The 13,923-nt window shown below is 58.3% G+C and carries 12 protein-coding genes; 8 read left to right on the top strand and 4 right to left on the bottom strand.

Annotation, left to right across the window (positions count from 1 at the left end; all coding sequences use genetic code 11):
• Window positions 1-8 precede the first annotated feature (8 nt).
• Genes A8B84_RS10145 through A8B84_RS10135 form a run of 3 tightly spaced genes read right to left on the bottom strand, consistent with a single transcriptional unit; the run spans window position 9 to window position 3,291 of the window.
• Window positions 9-791 carry an enoyl-CoA hydratase-related protein gene (locus A8B84_RS10145; protein ID WP_064229081.1) on the bottom strand — a complete coding sequence of 261 codons (783 nt, stop codon included), beginning with the start codon at window positions 789-791 and terminating at the stop codon, window positions 9-11.
• Between the two features lie 32 nt (window positions 792-823).
• Window positions 824-1,591 (bottom strand): SDR family NAD(P)-dependent oxidoreductase, encoded by a 768-nt coding sequence (locus tag A8B84_RS10140; protein ID WP_064229080.1) that lies wholly within the window; start codon window positions 1,589-1,591, stop codon window positions 824-826.
• 35 nt (window positions 1,592-1,626) lie between these two features.
• Window positions 1,627-3,291 (bottom strand): AMP-binding protein, encoded by a 1,665-nt coding sequence (locus A8B84_RS10135; RefSeq protein WP_064229079.1) that lies wholly within the window; start codon window positions 3,289-3,291, stop codon window positions 1,627-1,629.
• Between the two features lie 215 nt (window positions 3,292-3,506).
• Here A8B84_RS10135 and A8B84_RS10130 point away from each other — a divergent pair, with 215 nt between their 5' ends.
• The 6 genes from A8B84_RS10130 (at window position 3,507) to A8B84_RS21500 (ending at window position 9,170) form a co-directional block, all read left to right on the top strand.
• Window positions 3,507-4,283 (top strand): enoyl-CoA hydratase, encoded by a 777-nt coding sequence (locus tag A8B84_RS10130; protein ID WP_064230055.1) that lies wholly within the window; start codon window positions 3,507-3,509, stop codon window positions 4,281-4,283.
• Window positions 4,284-4,373: 90 nt separating this feature from the next.
• Window positions 4,374-5,555, top strand: coding sequence for an acyl-CoA dehydrogenase (locus tag A8B84_RS10125; RefSeq protein WP_053113905.1), 1,182 nt, complete (start codon window positions 4,374-4,376; stop codon window positions 5,553-5,555).
• A 250-nt stretch (window positions 5,556-5,805) separates the two neighbouring features.
• Window positions 5,806-7,089 (top strand): cytosine permease, encoded by a 1,284-nt coding sequence (codB, locus tag A8B84_RS10120; protein ID WP_064229078.1) that lies wholly within the window; start codon window positions 5,806-5,808, stop codon window positions 7,087-7,089.
• Window positions 7,090-7,791: a PucR family transcriptional regulator gene (locus A8B84_RS10115; RefSeq protein ID WP_064229077.1), complete on the top strand. Its 702-nt coding sequence runs from the start codon at window positions 7,090-7,092 to the stop codon at window positions 7,789-7,791.
• 33 nt (window positions 7,792-7,824) lie between these two features.
• On the top strand, window positions 7,825-9,054 hold the full coding sequence (codA, locus tag A8B84_RS10110; protein ID WP_064229076.1) for a cytosine deaminase: 1,230 nt from the start codon (window positions 7,825-7,827) through the stop codon (window positions 9,052-9,054).
• 29 nt (window positions 9,055-9,083) lie between these two features.
• Window positions 9,084-9,170 carry a hypothetical protein gene (locus tag A8B84_RS21500; RefSeq protein WP_138103187.1) on the top strand — a complete coding sequence of 29 codons (87 nt, stop codon included), beginning with the start codon at window positions 9,084-9,086 and terminating at the stop codon, window positions 9,168-9,170.
• Between the two features lie 66 nt (window positions 9,171-9,236).
• On the opposite strand, the gene A8B84_RS10105 is transcribed toward A8B84_RS21500, so the two are convergent.
• Window positions 9,237-10,133 carry a LysR family transcriptional regulator gene (locus tag A8B84_RS10105; RefSeq protein ID WP_008177359.1) on the bottom strand — a complete coding sequence of 299 codons (897 nt, stop codon included), beginning with the start codon at window positions 10,131-10,133 and terminating at the stop codon, window positions 9,237-9,239.
• A 144-nt stretch (window positions 10,134-10,277) separates the two neighbouring features.
• Between A8B84_RS10105 and A8B84_RS10100 the strand changes: the two genes are divergently transcribed.
• Complete coding sequence (locus A8B84_RS10100) at window positions 10,278-12,257, top strand: alkyl/aryl-sulfatase (RefSeq protein WP_064229075.1); 1,980 nt, start codon at window positions 10,278-10,280, stop codon at window positions 12,255-12,257.
• Window positions 12,254-13,879 carry a GMC family oxidoreductase gene (locus tag A8B84_RS10095; protein ID WP_064229074.1) on the top strand — a complete coding sequence of 542 codons (1,626 nt, stop codon included), beginning with the start codon at window positions 12,254-12,256 and terminating at the stop codon, window positions 13,877-13,879. The genes A8B84_RS10100 and A8B84_RS10095 overlap by 4 nt, the downstream gene beginning before the upstream one ends.
• Window positions 13,880-13,923: the final 44 nt, after the last annotated feature.

Raw genomic sequence — 13,923 nt, 5'->3', positions numbered from 1 at the left:
CGATCTGCTTACTTGTAGAATTTCCGGAAGTCCGGCTTGCGCTTTTCCTTGAAGGCTTTCACGCCTTCTTTGGACTCTTCGGTGTCGTAATACAGGCTCAATGCCTGCATCCCAAGGGCACCGATGCCGGCAATGTTGTCGCTGTCGGCATTGAACGAGCGCTTGGCGATGGTGAGAGCGGAGGGGCTCTTCTCAAGGATTTCCTCACACCACTTCTGCACTTCCTCGTCCAGCTGCTCTGGCGGTACCACGGCGTTCACCAGGCCCCACTCCAGCGCCTGCTGGGCAGAATACTTGCGGCACAGGTACCAGATTTCCCGGGCGCGTTTCTCACCGACAACCCGCGCCAGGTAAGCGGTGCCGAAGCCGGGATCCACCGAGCCGACTTTCGGGCCAACCTGGCCAAAAACGGCGGTTTCCGAGGCAATGCTCAGGTCACAGATCACGTGCAGCACGTGGCCGCCGCCGATGGCGAAACCGTTGACCCGGGCGATCACCGGCTTGGGTACTTCGCGGATGGTCCGCTGAAGCTCTTCCACCGGCAGGCCGATCAGGCCGCGGCCGTCGTACTGGCCTTCGTGTGCGCCCTGGTCGCCGCCGGTGCAGAAGGCTTTCTCACCAGCGCCGGTGAATACAATGACGCCGATGTCCTTGTTCCAGCCGGCGCGGTTGAAGGCGTCCAGCAGCTCCATGCAGGTCTGGCCGCGGAACGCGTTGTAGCGGTCCGGACGGTTGATGGTGATGGTGGCGACGCCGTTGTTTTCGTCGTACAGGATGTCTTCGTAATTCATGGTGCGTTCTCCTAGCTCGTATAACTGGCCGCTTAGCCGGCCATGGTCAGGCCGCCGGACACGCTGATCACCTGGCCGGTAATGAAATTGGCATCGTCACTGGCGAGCAGGGCGATGACGCCGGGGTAGTCTTCCGGTTGGGCCAGGCGCTTCATGGGCACGGCATTGCGGAAGGCTTCCAGCAATTTTTCCGGGTTGGGTGCGGATTCCGCGACGCCCTTGAGTAAGGCAGTGTCTGTGGGGCCGGGGCAGACCACATTCAGGCACACGTTCTTGGTGGCCAGTTCCCGGGCCACGGTCTTGCTGAAGCCCACCAGACCGGCCTTGCAGGCGGCGTAGACGGACTCGCCGGAGGAGCCGACGCGGGCCGCATCTGAAGCGACGTTGATGACCTTGCCGCCACCGGCGGCAATCATTTTCGGCAGTACCACATGATGCATGTTCAGCGCACCGGTCAGGTTCACTGCGATCAGCTGGTCCCAGAGTTTGGGCTCGGTTTTCAGGAACGGCATGAAGCGGTCGAAACCGGCGTTGTTTACCAGCACTGTGGGCACGCCCAGATCGCTCTCGATGGCCGCCACGGTGTCAGTAATCGCGGCGTAATCGGTGATGTCGGCGGCGTAGGCGCGGGCCTTGCCTCCGGTTTCGATGATCAGGTGTGCCGTGGCTTGAGCCGCGCTTTCATCACGGTCCAGTACGGCCACCAGGCTTCCTTCCTCGGCAAAACGTTGACACACGGCGCGGCCAATGCCGCCCCCGCCGCCGGTCACGATGACGGTTTTTCCCTTAAGGCCTCTCATGATGACTTGCTCCTGTTGCTGTTAGATCAATGTGATTAACTGCGCTTGGCCGGTTCCAGACGAACCTCTTTGGCCTGCTCGCGCAGTTTGAATTTCTGGATCTTGCCGGAGGCGGTGCGGGGCATGGCCTCGATCACTTCCAGGTATTCCGGCAGGTAGTTCTTGGACAGTTGCTGTTCGGTCAGGTAGGCCTTTAACTGGTCCAGGGTAAGGTCGGTGGCGTTCTCGTCGAGGGTGGCGTAGGCGCAGAGGCGCTCACCCAGGCGCTCGTCCGGGCAACCCACCAGCGCCACATCGACAATGCCCGGGTACTTGTAGAGCAGGTTTTCTACTTCAACCACGGGGATGTTTTCGCCGCCGCGGATCACCACATCCTTGGTGCGACCGGTGATGCGGATGTAGCCATCCTTGTCCATGCGCGCGAGGTCGCCGGTATTGAACCAGCCGGCTTTGTCCACACCGTAAAGCTCGGGCCGTTTGAGATAGCCCACAAACAGGCTGGAGCCCCGGACCAGCAGGCTACCTTCTTCTCCGGCAGGCAGTTCGTTGCCCTGGAAGTCGGTGACTTTCACGTCCATGAAGGGCATGGCCTTGCCGTCGGATTGGCTGGCCCGCTCGGCGGGATCTTCCGGGCAGGTCATGGTGACGGCCCCGTTTTCGGTCATGCCCCAGGCCGAGACAATCTTTGCCTTCAGCACCTTGCCGGCTTGCTCAACCACGGCACTGGGGATCGGTGCGCCGGCCGAGACGAAAATGCGCAGGGAATCCAGTTCGCCCTCGTGCTTGGGTGCGGTTTTCACCAGATCCGCCAGGAACGGCGTGGCGGCCATGGTGAAGGCCGGTCTCTCGGCAGCAATCACCTTGCAGACATAGTCCGCGTCCCAGATGTCCTGGAGGATGGCGGTGGTGCCCAGGTAAATGGGCATCATGATGCCGTACATGAAGCCGGTCTGGTGGGCCACCGGAGAGGCCATCAACACCTTGTCGTCCGAGCTCAGGTGCAGGCGGTCGGCGTAAGGACGTACATTGGAGAACAGGGTGTTGGAGGTGTGCATGACCCCCTTGGGTTCGCCTGTGGTACCGGAAGTGTAGAGGATCTGGATGGCGTCGTCGGCGGTTAGTTGGCGCTCGGCAAACAGGGCCTTGGTGTCTTGCTTTTCTTCCCAGGGAGTCTCCATCAGGCGCTGTTCGAAGCTGCGTTCGCCCTCGCCGCCGATCACCAGCAGAGTTTCCAGGTTCGGCAGCTCTCCGCGAATACCGTCGATCATGGCTTCGTAGTTAAAGCCCCGGAACACTCTCGGAATCACCAGCAGTTTGGCCTCGCCATGCTTGAGCATGAACCGCAGTTCCCGCTCCCGGAAGATGGGCATGAGCGGATTCAGAATCGCGCCGATGCGCATGCAGGCCAGATGCAGGGCGGTGGTCTGCCACCAGTTCGGTAGCTGGCAGGCCACCACGTCGCCTTTACCGATGCCCATGCCGGCCAGGCCCGCCGCCATGCGGGTGACTTTGTCATTGAGTTCCCGATAAGTGAGGGCGGTGCGGGTGTCGCTGGTGACCTGGTAGTCGACGATGGCTTCCCGGTCCGGAGTGCTGGCGACTGCCTGATCCAGGTAGTCGGTAATGAGTTTTTCGTTCCAGGCGCCGCTTTCCAGCATGGCGTCACGGCGTTCCGGATTGAGAGTGATGCCTGTATCCATCTGATTCACCTGTTGTGTCCGGTTTGTTTTTGTTGGGTGGCCAGCCCGCATAAGCAGGTCGTTGCCTTGTCAGTTTCAACATACGCCTTCTCAAAATAATATGTCAACATCTTGCCTTAAAAAATGTTCGAGTGTAGCCTCTGTAAATCGAACAAATAAGCTTACATGGCTTTCATAAGGAAGTAATAAGAAAACGCCTTTTAGTGGAGATGGTTATGGAGTACAGCAACATATTGCTTCAAAAGCACGAGGCTGTGGCCCTGGTCAGACTCAACCGACCAGAGGTCTACAACGCGTTGAACAATGCACTGATGAACGAACTGACTTCCGCTCTGGAAGTCCTGGAAGCGGATGAGGCCATCCGCGCCATCGTCATTACCGGCAACGAGAAAGCCTTTGCCGCCGGCGCGGATATTGCCGAAGTCCATGCCCTGGACTTTTCCCGGGCCTACCGTGAGCGCTTCATCTCCGCCAATTGGGAAATCGTTACCCGATGCCGAAAGCCGGTGATTGCCGCGGTGGCCGGCCTGGCACTTGGCGGTGGCTGTGAACTGGCGATGATGTGTGACCTCTTGATTGCCGCCGATAACGCCCGCTTCGGCCAGCCGGAAGTGAAAATTGGCACCCTGCCCGGAGCTGGAGGAACCCAGCGCCTGGCCCGGGCCATTGGCAAGGCCAAGACCATGGACCTGTGCCTGACCGGGCGGATGATGGATGCGCAGGAAGCCGAACGCAGCGGCCTGGTCAGCCGGGTCGTGCCAGCCGGGGATCTGATCGAAACAGCCCTGACAACAGCAGCGGAAATCGCCGGTTACTCTCAGATGGCCACCATGATCAACAAGGAGGCTGTGAACCAGGCCTTCGAGACCACGTTAAGAGCCGGAGTGGAATTCGAGCGCCGGCTACTGTGGTCCAGTTTTGCCAGTGAGGATCGCAACGAGGGTATGACCGCATTTCTCGAGAAGCGCCAGCCCCAGTGGAAGCACCGTTAATCTGCGCAGATGCCAGGATCTTAGGCAAGTTGGATCGAGTGGGGCTCGAGCGCTTTCCAAATACGAATAACGACACGGAGACAAAACATCATGGCCAACCAGGCAAGTTTCAACTGGGAAGACCCGCTGTTGCTGGACCAGCAACTGACCGAAGACGAGCGCATGGTGCGCGAGAGTGCTCGCCAGTTTGCCGAAAGTAAGCTCCGGCCCCGGGTGCTGGAAGCCTTCCGCAACGAACAGACCGACCCGGAGATATTCCGGGAAATGGGCGAGACAGGCCTGCTGGGATGTACCATTCCCGAGCAATACGGCGGTAGCGGCCTGAATTACGTGTGTTATGGCCTGATCGCTCGCGAGGTGGAGCGGGTGGATTCCGGTTACCGGTCCATGATGAGTGTGCAGTCATCTCTGGTGATGGTGCCCATCTACGAATTCGGTAATGAGGAAACCCGCCAGAAGTATCTGCCCAAACTCGCTTCCGGAGAATGGATTGGGTGTTTCGGGTTGACCGAACCAGACCATGGCTCCGATCCCGGCAACATGGCGACCCGCGCCCGCAAGGTGGACGGCGGTTACCGCCTGACCGGCAGCAAGATGTGGATTACCAACAGCCCAATCGCTGATGTGTTCGTGGTCTGGGCCAAGGACGACGACGGCGCAATTCGCGGCTTTGTGCTTGAGAAAGGCTGGGAGGGCCTGAGTGCCCCGGCCATTCACGGCAAGGTAGGGCTGCGGGCCTCGATCACCGGTGAAATCGTGATGGACGGCGTCTTTGTGCCGGAAGAAAACGCCTTCCCGGACGTGCGAGGGCTGAAGGGGCCGTTCACCTGCCTGAACTCCGCCCGCTACGGTATTTCCTGGGGTGCTCTGGGTGCCGCCGAAGATTGCTGGCACACCGCTCGCCAGTATGTGCTGGACCGCAAGCAGTTCGGTCGGCCCCTGGCCGCCAACCAGCTGATCCAGAAAAAGCTGGCAGATATGCAGACCGACATCACCCTGGCCCTGCAAGGCTGCCTGCGTCTTGGTCGGATGAAGGATGAGGGCACGGCTGCCGTCGAGATCACTTCCATCATGAAGCGCAATTCCTGCGGCAAGGCCCTGGATGTTGCCCGCCTGGCCAGGGATATGCTCGGGGGGAACGGAATCAGTGATGAATTTGGGGTGGCGCGACATCTGGTGAATCTGGAAGTGGTGAATACCTATGAAGGCACTCACGATGTGCACGCTCTGATTCTGGGTCGAGCCCAGACCGGTATTCAGGCGTTCTTTTGATCATTCCCATCCAGGATTGCCGGTATTGCAGGGTCTGGTCTTTGGGCAGTCCTGCACTGAAATGAGCGTTGGCCTGCTTTTTTGCACCAGGTCAGGGCGAACCCGGGATGCGACTACATCCTGACCTGGTGTGATTGTGCAAAGTGCACAGGTCAGGTGTCATCCACTCTCTCAAATCATGGCCGTGAGGACCACATGGCACAGACGTTGCCATCTTTCTCTCGTGTTTTTATCAAAGAGAGACAAGGCAATGACCTCACAAGTGACTCCTCAGGAACAGGACTACCCGCTCAGCCCGGTGCCCATGGACCAGCGCCGCAGTATCTGGTCCATGGGCCTGGTTCTGCTTGGCTTCACCTTTTTCACAGCCACCATGTGGGCGGGCGGCAGTATCGGTGTTGCATTCGATTTTTTAACGATGCTGCTGGTGTTGGCAGCCGGGAACCTTCTTCTGGGTACCTATGCCGCCATTCTTGGCTACATCGCTGCCAAATCGGGGCTGAATACGGCACTGATGTCCCGTTTTACCTTCGGTGAGCTGGGCAGCAAACTCTCCGACTTCATCCTGGGCTTTACCCAGATCGGCTGGTACGCCTGGGGCACGGCTACCATGGCCATTCTCCTGGTCAAGCTGACGGGCTTGCCCGAGAGCTGGACCACGCCCCTGATGGTGGTGTTCGGTTTCGGCTTCTGTATCACCGCGTTCATTGGCTACAAGGGGCTGGAAATGCTGTCCCGCTTTGCGGTGCCGGCGATGATTATTTTGGTAGCGGTGAGTATGACAATCGCCACCTCGGACGCCGGTGGATTTTCGGGATTACTCGCCATTACCCCCTCAGACGAAATGACCGTAGCTGCTGCTATTACCATGGTGTTCGGCACTTTCGTCAGTGGAGGCACCCAGGCTACCAACTGGACCCGTTTTGCCAAATCCGGAAAAACGGCGGTGATTGCGACCCTACTGGCGTTCTTCCTCGGTAATGGATTGATGACGCTGATCGGCGCCTTTGGTGCTCTGGTTTACCAGCAGGCGGATATCGTCGACATCATGGTGGCGCAGGGGCTGGCGACCCTGGGTATTCTCATGCTCTTCCTGAATCTTTGGACAACGCAGGATAATACCGTATACAACTTCGCCGTGGCCGGCTGCAATATGATTCGAACCCGCCGGCGCAAGCTGGTGACAGTGGGCGGTGCCGCCATCGGCACAGTGCTGGCTGTTCTGGGTATGTATGAGTGGCTTGTCCCGTTCCTGGTGTTGCTTGGAACCTTCATTCCGCCCATTGGCGGGGTCATCATGGCCAGCTATTTCATTGGCTATAAGCGCGAGTACCCGTCACTCGAAACGGCGACGCTGCCCGCGTTCAATATTCCCGGGCTGGCGGCCTATGCCATAGGCTCGGCAGCGGCCTATACCTCGCCATGGATCGCGCCGATTGTTGGCGTACTGGTTGCCGCGGCCAGTTATGGTGTAGTGCTTGTGGTCAGTGAGGCCGTGCGTGATCGCCGGGCCCAGGTTCTGGGAGCGGTGTAAATGGCCCTGACGTGCCGTGACATTCCGGAACTCCCTGGCCTTGGGGCCATCCATCTGCGGGGTGGGAGTTCCGGCGCAGAAAACACGGTGCGCTGGCCTTATCTGGCGGAGAACCGGTCTTTCACCAACTGGGTCAGGGGTGGCGAGCTGGTATTTGTCACCGGTATCAGCCGCCATCGTAGCCCGGCCAACCTGGCCGAGTGCCTCTATGAAGGCCGGGACTGCGGCATATCGGGGCTGGTTGTGCTGACCGGCGATGCCTACATCGGGCAGCTGCCGGCCATGTTAAGTCGTCTGGCGGATGAGCTGGCCATTCCGTTGTTTGAGCAGCCTTATTCGCTGCCACTGGTGGATGTGACCGAAACCATCGCCCGGGCGATTGTCGCATCGGAGCGAGCGCAAGAACCCCGGGAAGACGGGCTGGCGGAGGCGTTGATAGCCGGTATCGGCAGTCACCAGCTCGAACGACTGATCCGGCAGTACCTGCCCGGGATGGAAGCCGAGTTGCTGAACAGTCGTGATCTTCTGGAGTCATGGCTTCAGGAGCGTGGAAACCAGTGCGCCATGGCCGAAGCCCTTGGCTGCCACAGAAACACCATCCGGAACCGGATGAATCGGTTGGTCGCGGAGATGCCTCCGGCGGCTGAACCGAATGAATATTTCAAAACCCTGGTGCTGGCCCATCTGTTGTCGAGGCCATGATTCAAACCAGCGGAAAATCTGTGTGGAGATGTTATGAGTGAAAATCTGAACGCTATTATCAATGCTCGGTTGCAGGGCCGTGAGGGGTTATTCCGGCTGACCATCACTGATGGAAAATTCAGCAGTGTCACGGCGCAGGATGCGACTGAAAGCGTTGCCGAGAACCAGCTGGACGCCGGCGGAAATCTGGTCGCTCCTCCTTTCGTGGAGCCGCACATCCACCTGGACGCGGCCATGACCGCCGGCGAGCCACGCTGGAACCAGAGTGGTACCTTGTTTGAAGGGATCGAGTGTTGGTCTGAACGCAAAGCCAGCCTGACTCATGACGACGTGATTGGCCGGGCCGAACAGACGTTGAAGCTGTTTGCCGATAACGGCATTCAGCACGTCCGCACCCACGTGGACGTGACGGACCCCAAGCTGACAGGGCTGAAGGCCATGTTGGAAGTGCGTGAGCGCATGGCTGACACAGTCGACCTGCAGATTGTCGCTTTTCCCCAGGAAGGCCTCTGGTCATTTCCCCAGGGCAAGGAGCTGATGGAAGAGGCGGTTCGTCTGGGGGCCGATGTTGTCGGTGGCATTCCCCATTTCGAATTCACTCGAGACTACGGTGTTGAATCGGTTCAATGGCTGGTGGCGTTGGCCCACAAACACGACCTTCTGGTGGATGTGCATTGCGACGAGATTGATGATCCCGAGTCCCGTTTCCTGGAAGTGCTCGCTGCAGAGGCGCTCAAGCTGGATTATGGCTCACGGGTCACCGCCAGCCATACCTGTGCCATGGGCTCGTACAACGACCATTACTGCAGCCGGCTGTTCCGCTTGTTGAAGAAATCCGGCCTGCGTTTCCTGTCCATGCCCACCGAAAGCCTGCACCTGCAGGGACGATTCGATGGTTACCCGAAACGCCGTGGCCTGACCCGGGTTCCGGAACTGCTGGATGCGGGGCTGAAGGTGGCCTTCGGCCAGGATTCCATCCGCGATCCCTGGTATCCACTGGGCAACGGCAACATGCTCCGTACCCTGGACGTAGGCCTGCACGCCTGCCACATGCTGGGCATGGGTTGGATTGATCGGTCGCTGGAGCTGATCACCGACAACGGTGCTGCAGCATTGGATCTGGAAGAATACGGCATCGAGGAGGGCCTTCCGGCTCGCTGTGTTGTTCTGCAGGGGCGGTCGCCCTATGAGGTGCTGCTTGGGCAGTTGCCGGTTCTGGCGTCGGTGCGTGATGGCCGCGTTTTGGTCAATCGTGGCAGCTAAATGGTATCTGAACAGGCTGGGCGGCCCGGCTGAAAGAATTCGGTGTACCGAAGGTCAACGGCAAAGTGTTCCAGGTGAACGAGGCCTTGTCCGCCATTGATCACGGTCCGGTCTGAATCATGTTTGCCGCCGCTTCACAAACCCGGCTTTCTGGAATGCGCCTTAAATGCCATGTTCCTGGTTCATTTCAGTTTTGCGAATTCCAGAACCATGGAATGGAACTTGGCTGCCGCCGGTGAAAGCGGCCTCCCGCAACGCTGCAAGACACCATAGCGGGTCCGAAGAGTCTCAATCCCGGATACAGAAACGGTTGTCACCTTTCCGCTATCAAGCAAATCGGCCACTATAGGTCTGGGTGCGATACTGATGGCCTTGCTGCCAGTAACAATGGCGGCAAGCATGGCAATATTGTCGCACTCGATTCTTCGTTTCAGCCCCCCTTGTTGCGCGCTCATGGCCTGAATATTCCGTTCCATATCTTCAGGAACACGTGTCATGGCTATTGGATAATCGAGTAAATCTCCCCATACCACCCCCGTCGCCTGAGCCAACGGGTGATCATGACGACAAAACACAACAACTTCGGGCTGCGGCAAGTGGGTTATTTCCAGATCGGGATCGCCAGACAACTCGCCGGTATCGGCCACAAAGAGCTCTATCTCATGGTCCAACAGCGCAAGGCGTAAATCCTGCCAGTTATCTGTCCGAATGTTGAGGCGGATTCCCGGGTACTGATCCACAAACCGGGCACAGACCTTATCCATCAGGGCCAGCGCCGGGTAGGGGCCGGTTCCGATATTCAATTCGCCTGTCTCAAGCTCGTCGATGGCCTCGACTTCCTGTCTTAAAGACTCTGCCGCTGCCAGCAGGCCCCGGACATGGGGTAGAGCGGCTCGCCCGTGCGCGGTCAAAACCACCCCGAAGCGCCCCCGATCGAACAGTCTTGCCCCGAGTTGGCGCTCCAGTTCCTGGATGCTGCGACTTAACGCCGGTTGAGACAGGTGCACGACTTCCGAGGCGCGGGCAAAACTGCCGCACTCAACTAACGCCATGAAATGCCGGATGTGTCGTGTGTCCATGGCACTATATCTATGCGTTTTGCGCATATTAAGTCAAGAAACATTGCATTGGATGAACGGAACACCTCGCTTCAAACTGCAGTTACGTGGCGCACGATTCGAAACCAACAAAACCCAGGTGCCGCCAAAAAGAGGAGATTCCGCATGCTACCCCTATTCAAGAAGGCCATGCTGACAGCGTTAGGTGCCGGTTTACTGTTCCCGATGATCGCTCAGGCCGAAACGTCCAAGCCGGCCACCGAGGCGACGGCCCAGTTCAATCAGGCAGTACTGAATGAGCTGCCGTTTGCCGACACTCAATCGTTTGAGGATGCGCGCCGCGGTTTTATGGGTGCGTTGCCGAATGGCAGGGTGGTGGATGAAGAGGGGCACGTGGCCTGGGACATGGCGCCGTTTGCTTTTCTGGAGGCCGATGCGGCTCCAGATTCCGTCAATCCAAGCCTGTGGCGCATGGCGCAACTGAATGCGATCCATGGGCTGTTCGAAGTGGTCGAAGGCATGTACCAGATCCGCAACATGGATCTGTCCAATATGACCATCCTTGAGGGCGACAGCGGCCTGATCATCATCGACCCCCTTCTGACGCCCGCGACGGCGCGCGCCGGTCTGGAACTCTATTACCAGCATCGAACCAAAAAGCCCGTTGTGGCAGTGCTTTACACACACAACCATGCGGATCATTTCGGCGGTGTGAAGGGTGTCGTTAATGAGGAGGATGTTCGCGCCGGTAAGGTCCGGATCTATGCTCCGGAGGGGTTCATGGAGCATGCGATCGCTGAAAACGTCATTGCCGGCAATGCCATGACCCGTCGCGCCACCTACCAGTTCGGCGCTGGTTTGACTCCAGGCGTGAGAGCTCATGTCGACACCGGGCTTGGCAAGGCACTGGGTAGCGGTGGGCTCAGCCTTATTGCTCCCACCGATACGGTGCCTGACAACGCCAACCTGACCATCGATGGTATCGAGATTGAGTTCCAGATGGCGCACGGCACCGAAGCCGAATCTGAGATGATGATGTATTTCCCTCAGTTCCGTGTGCTCAACACCGCCGAGATCACAAGTCAGCACCTGCATAACATCTACACCATCCGCGGAGCCGCCATTCGCGACGCCAGTTCCTGGTCCAGGTTTATCGACAAGGTACTGGTTCGCTTCGCTGATCGCACGGACATTCTGGTGGCCCAGCACCACTGGCCGATCTGGAACCCTGAGGACATCACGCATTTTCTGGAGGTTCAAAGGGACCTGTACAAGCATATCCACGATCAGACGGTCCGTATGATGAACCGTGGCATGTTGCCCGGCGATATTGCTGAAAACCTGCAGTTGCCTGAAAGCCTGAACCAGGAATGGTCAGCGCGCGGTTATTACGGAACCGTCAGCCACAATGCCCGCGGTATATATCAGCGCTACATGGGTTGGTATGACGCCAATCCCGCCAACCTTAACCCTTTGCCACCTCGTGAAGAATCGAGACGCACCATCGACTACATGGGCGGTGAGGCAGAAGTGCTCCGAAAGGCCCGCGAAGATTTTGCGGACGGCGACTATCGCTGGGTTGCATCAGTGATGCGTGATCTCGTGTATGCCAACCCTGAAAACCGTGAAGCGCGCGAACTGGGCGCGGACGCTCTGGAGCAGCTTGGTTACCAGGCCGAGGCGGGCACCTGGCGTAGCGCCTACCTCGTTGGCGCGCACGAATTGCGCCACGGTGTAATCACGCCGAAACATGTGGGGCTGCAGCCAGATCTGATGCAGGCACTGCAAACCAGTATGTTTTTTGATTCGATGGCAGTAAGGATTGACCCGGAAAAAGCCGCCGGAGAGCATCTGGTGATCAACTGGTCTATTACCGACCAGGGTGAGGATTACCGGCTGAACCTGCAGAATGCCACACTGACCCATCGGTCGGGGGAGCTGGACGAGCGTGCCCACGCCAGTGTGAGTATGCCCCGAGCGGTACTGGATAATATCCTTCTTCAAAAAACCAGCTTCCCGGAGGCGGTGGAGTCTGGCGAGATCCAGGTCGAGGGGGCAGTGGATGCCTTCTTTGGCCTGCTGCAAATGCTGGAAAAACCACCAGCAAACTTCTCCATCATTGAACCGGTGGGGGAACAACCGTGAACGAGAATTTTGATTACATCGTGGTCGGTGCCGGCTCTGCCGGTAGCGTACTGGCGGATCGGCTTTCAGCCGATGGCCGATACTCGATCTGCATACTGGAGGCGGGGCCGGGTGGGGATTCGTTCACCATCCGGACGCCGGGCGCCTTTGCCGCCCACATGTTTCTCAAGAAGTACAACTGGGCATTCAACGCCAGGCCCGACCAGAAACTGCGAGATGGTGAGCCCTTGTTTACCCCCAGGGGAAAAGGGCTTGGTGGTAGTTCGTCAATAAACGGCATGCTCTACGTGCGCGGTCAGAAAGAGGACTACGACGAGTGGGAGGCACTCGGTAACGAAGGCTGGGGCTATCGCGAGATGTTGCCTTACTTCCTGAAATCGGAACACCACGAGACGCTTTCCGGAACCCCTTATCACGGCAAAGGTGGCAACCTTCACATCAGTGTACCGGAAACAGCGGAGTACCCGATGTCCGAAGCTTTCGTAGATGCGGCACGGCAGGCCGGTTTTCCCTGCAACAGCGATTTTAACGGCGCCAACCAGGAAGGCGTGGGCTATTTCCACCTGAACATCAAGAATGGCCGTCGATTCGGTGCCGCCGACGCCTATTTGAAGCCGGCCATGACTCGCCAGAACCTGACTGTATTCACCGACGCACAGGTGAAAAAAGTGGTGTTCGAGGGCAAACGGTCTGTTGCGGTAGAGCTCCGCCACAAGGGCAGAGATTGGGTGTTGCGGGCAAACCGGGAAATCATTCTAAGCGGTGGAGCGATCAACTCGCCCCAGTTGCTTCAGCTTTCCGGCATCGGAGACCGCGACATCCTGGAAAACCTGGGTATTGGGTGCCTGCACGAATTACCGGGAGTGGGTAAGAATCTTCAGGAGCACGTGGACGCCTGCGTCCTGGTTTCAAGCAGGAAGAACAATGGCTTCACTGCCTCGTTCGGTGGCCTGCTGAAAATGCTCCCGGATACCATTCGGTATACCCTCAGCAAGCAGGGCAAGCTGGCCAAATCCATCACCGAGGCTGGCGGCTTTATCAGGTCCAGTGACAGCGTTAATCGCCCGGATGTCCAGCTTCACATGCTGCCGCTGTTGTTTGATGACAGCGGCCGTGACCTGAAGCTCATGTCCAACCCCGGTTATTCTGTGCATGTCTGTGTGCTGCGGCCGAAGAGTTCAGGTACCGTCAATATCACATCGGCCGATCCGTTTACGGCACCGGACATCGACTACAACTTCTTCGCAGATCCCGACGACTGCAAAGTCATGGTAAACGGTATCCGCCAGGCGCGCCGAATTCTGGCGGCGAAGGCCTTTGACGATTATCGCGGTGAGGAAATCCACCCGGGCGCAGACTGCCAGTCCGACGAGCAGATTATTGAAAAGGTGAAGGAAAAGGTGGGCCTGGTGTACCACCCGGTGGGCACGTGCAAAATGGGTACTGACAGGATGGCGGTAGTGGACCCACAACTGAGGGTGCATGGGCTCGAAGGCCTGCGTGTGGTCGACGCGTCCATCATGCCACGGTTGACCAGCGGCAATACCAACGCGCCTACGATTGCCATTGCCGAAAAGGCTGCTGACATGATTCTCGAAAAGGCGGAGGGCTGCGATATCTGATTGTCAGCCTTTAAACAAAAGCGAACATTCAGTTCATTGGCTGA

The sequence above is a fragment of the Marinobacter sp. EhC06 genome (assembly GCF_001650915.1).
Classification (GTDB): Bacteria; Pseudomonadota; Gammaproteobacteria; order Pseudomonadales; family Oleiphilaceae; genus Marinobacter.
The sequence above is the reverse complement of the archived record's forward strand: the minus strand, read 5'-3'. Positions and strand labels throughout refer to the sequence as shown.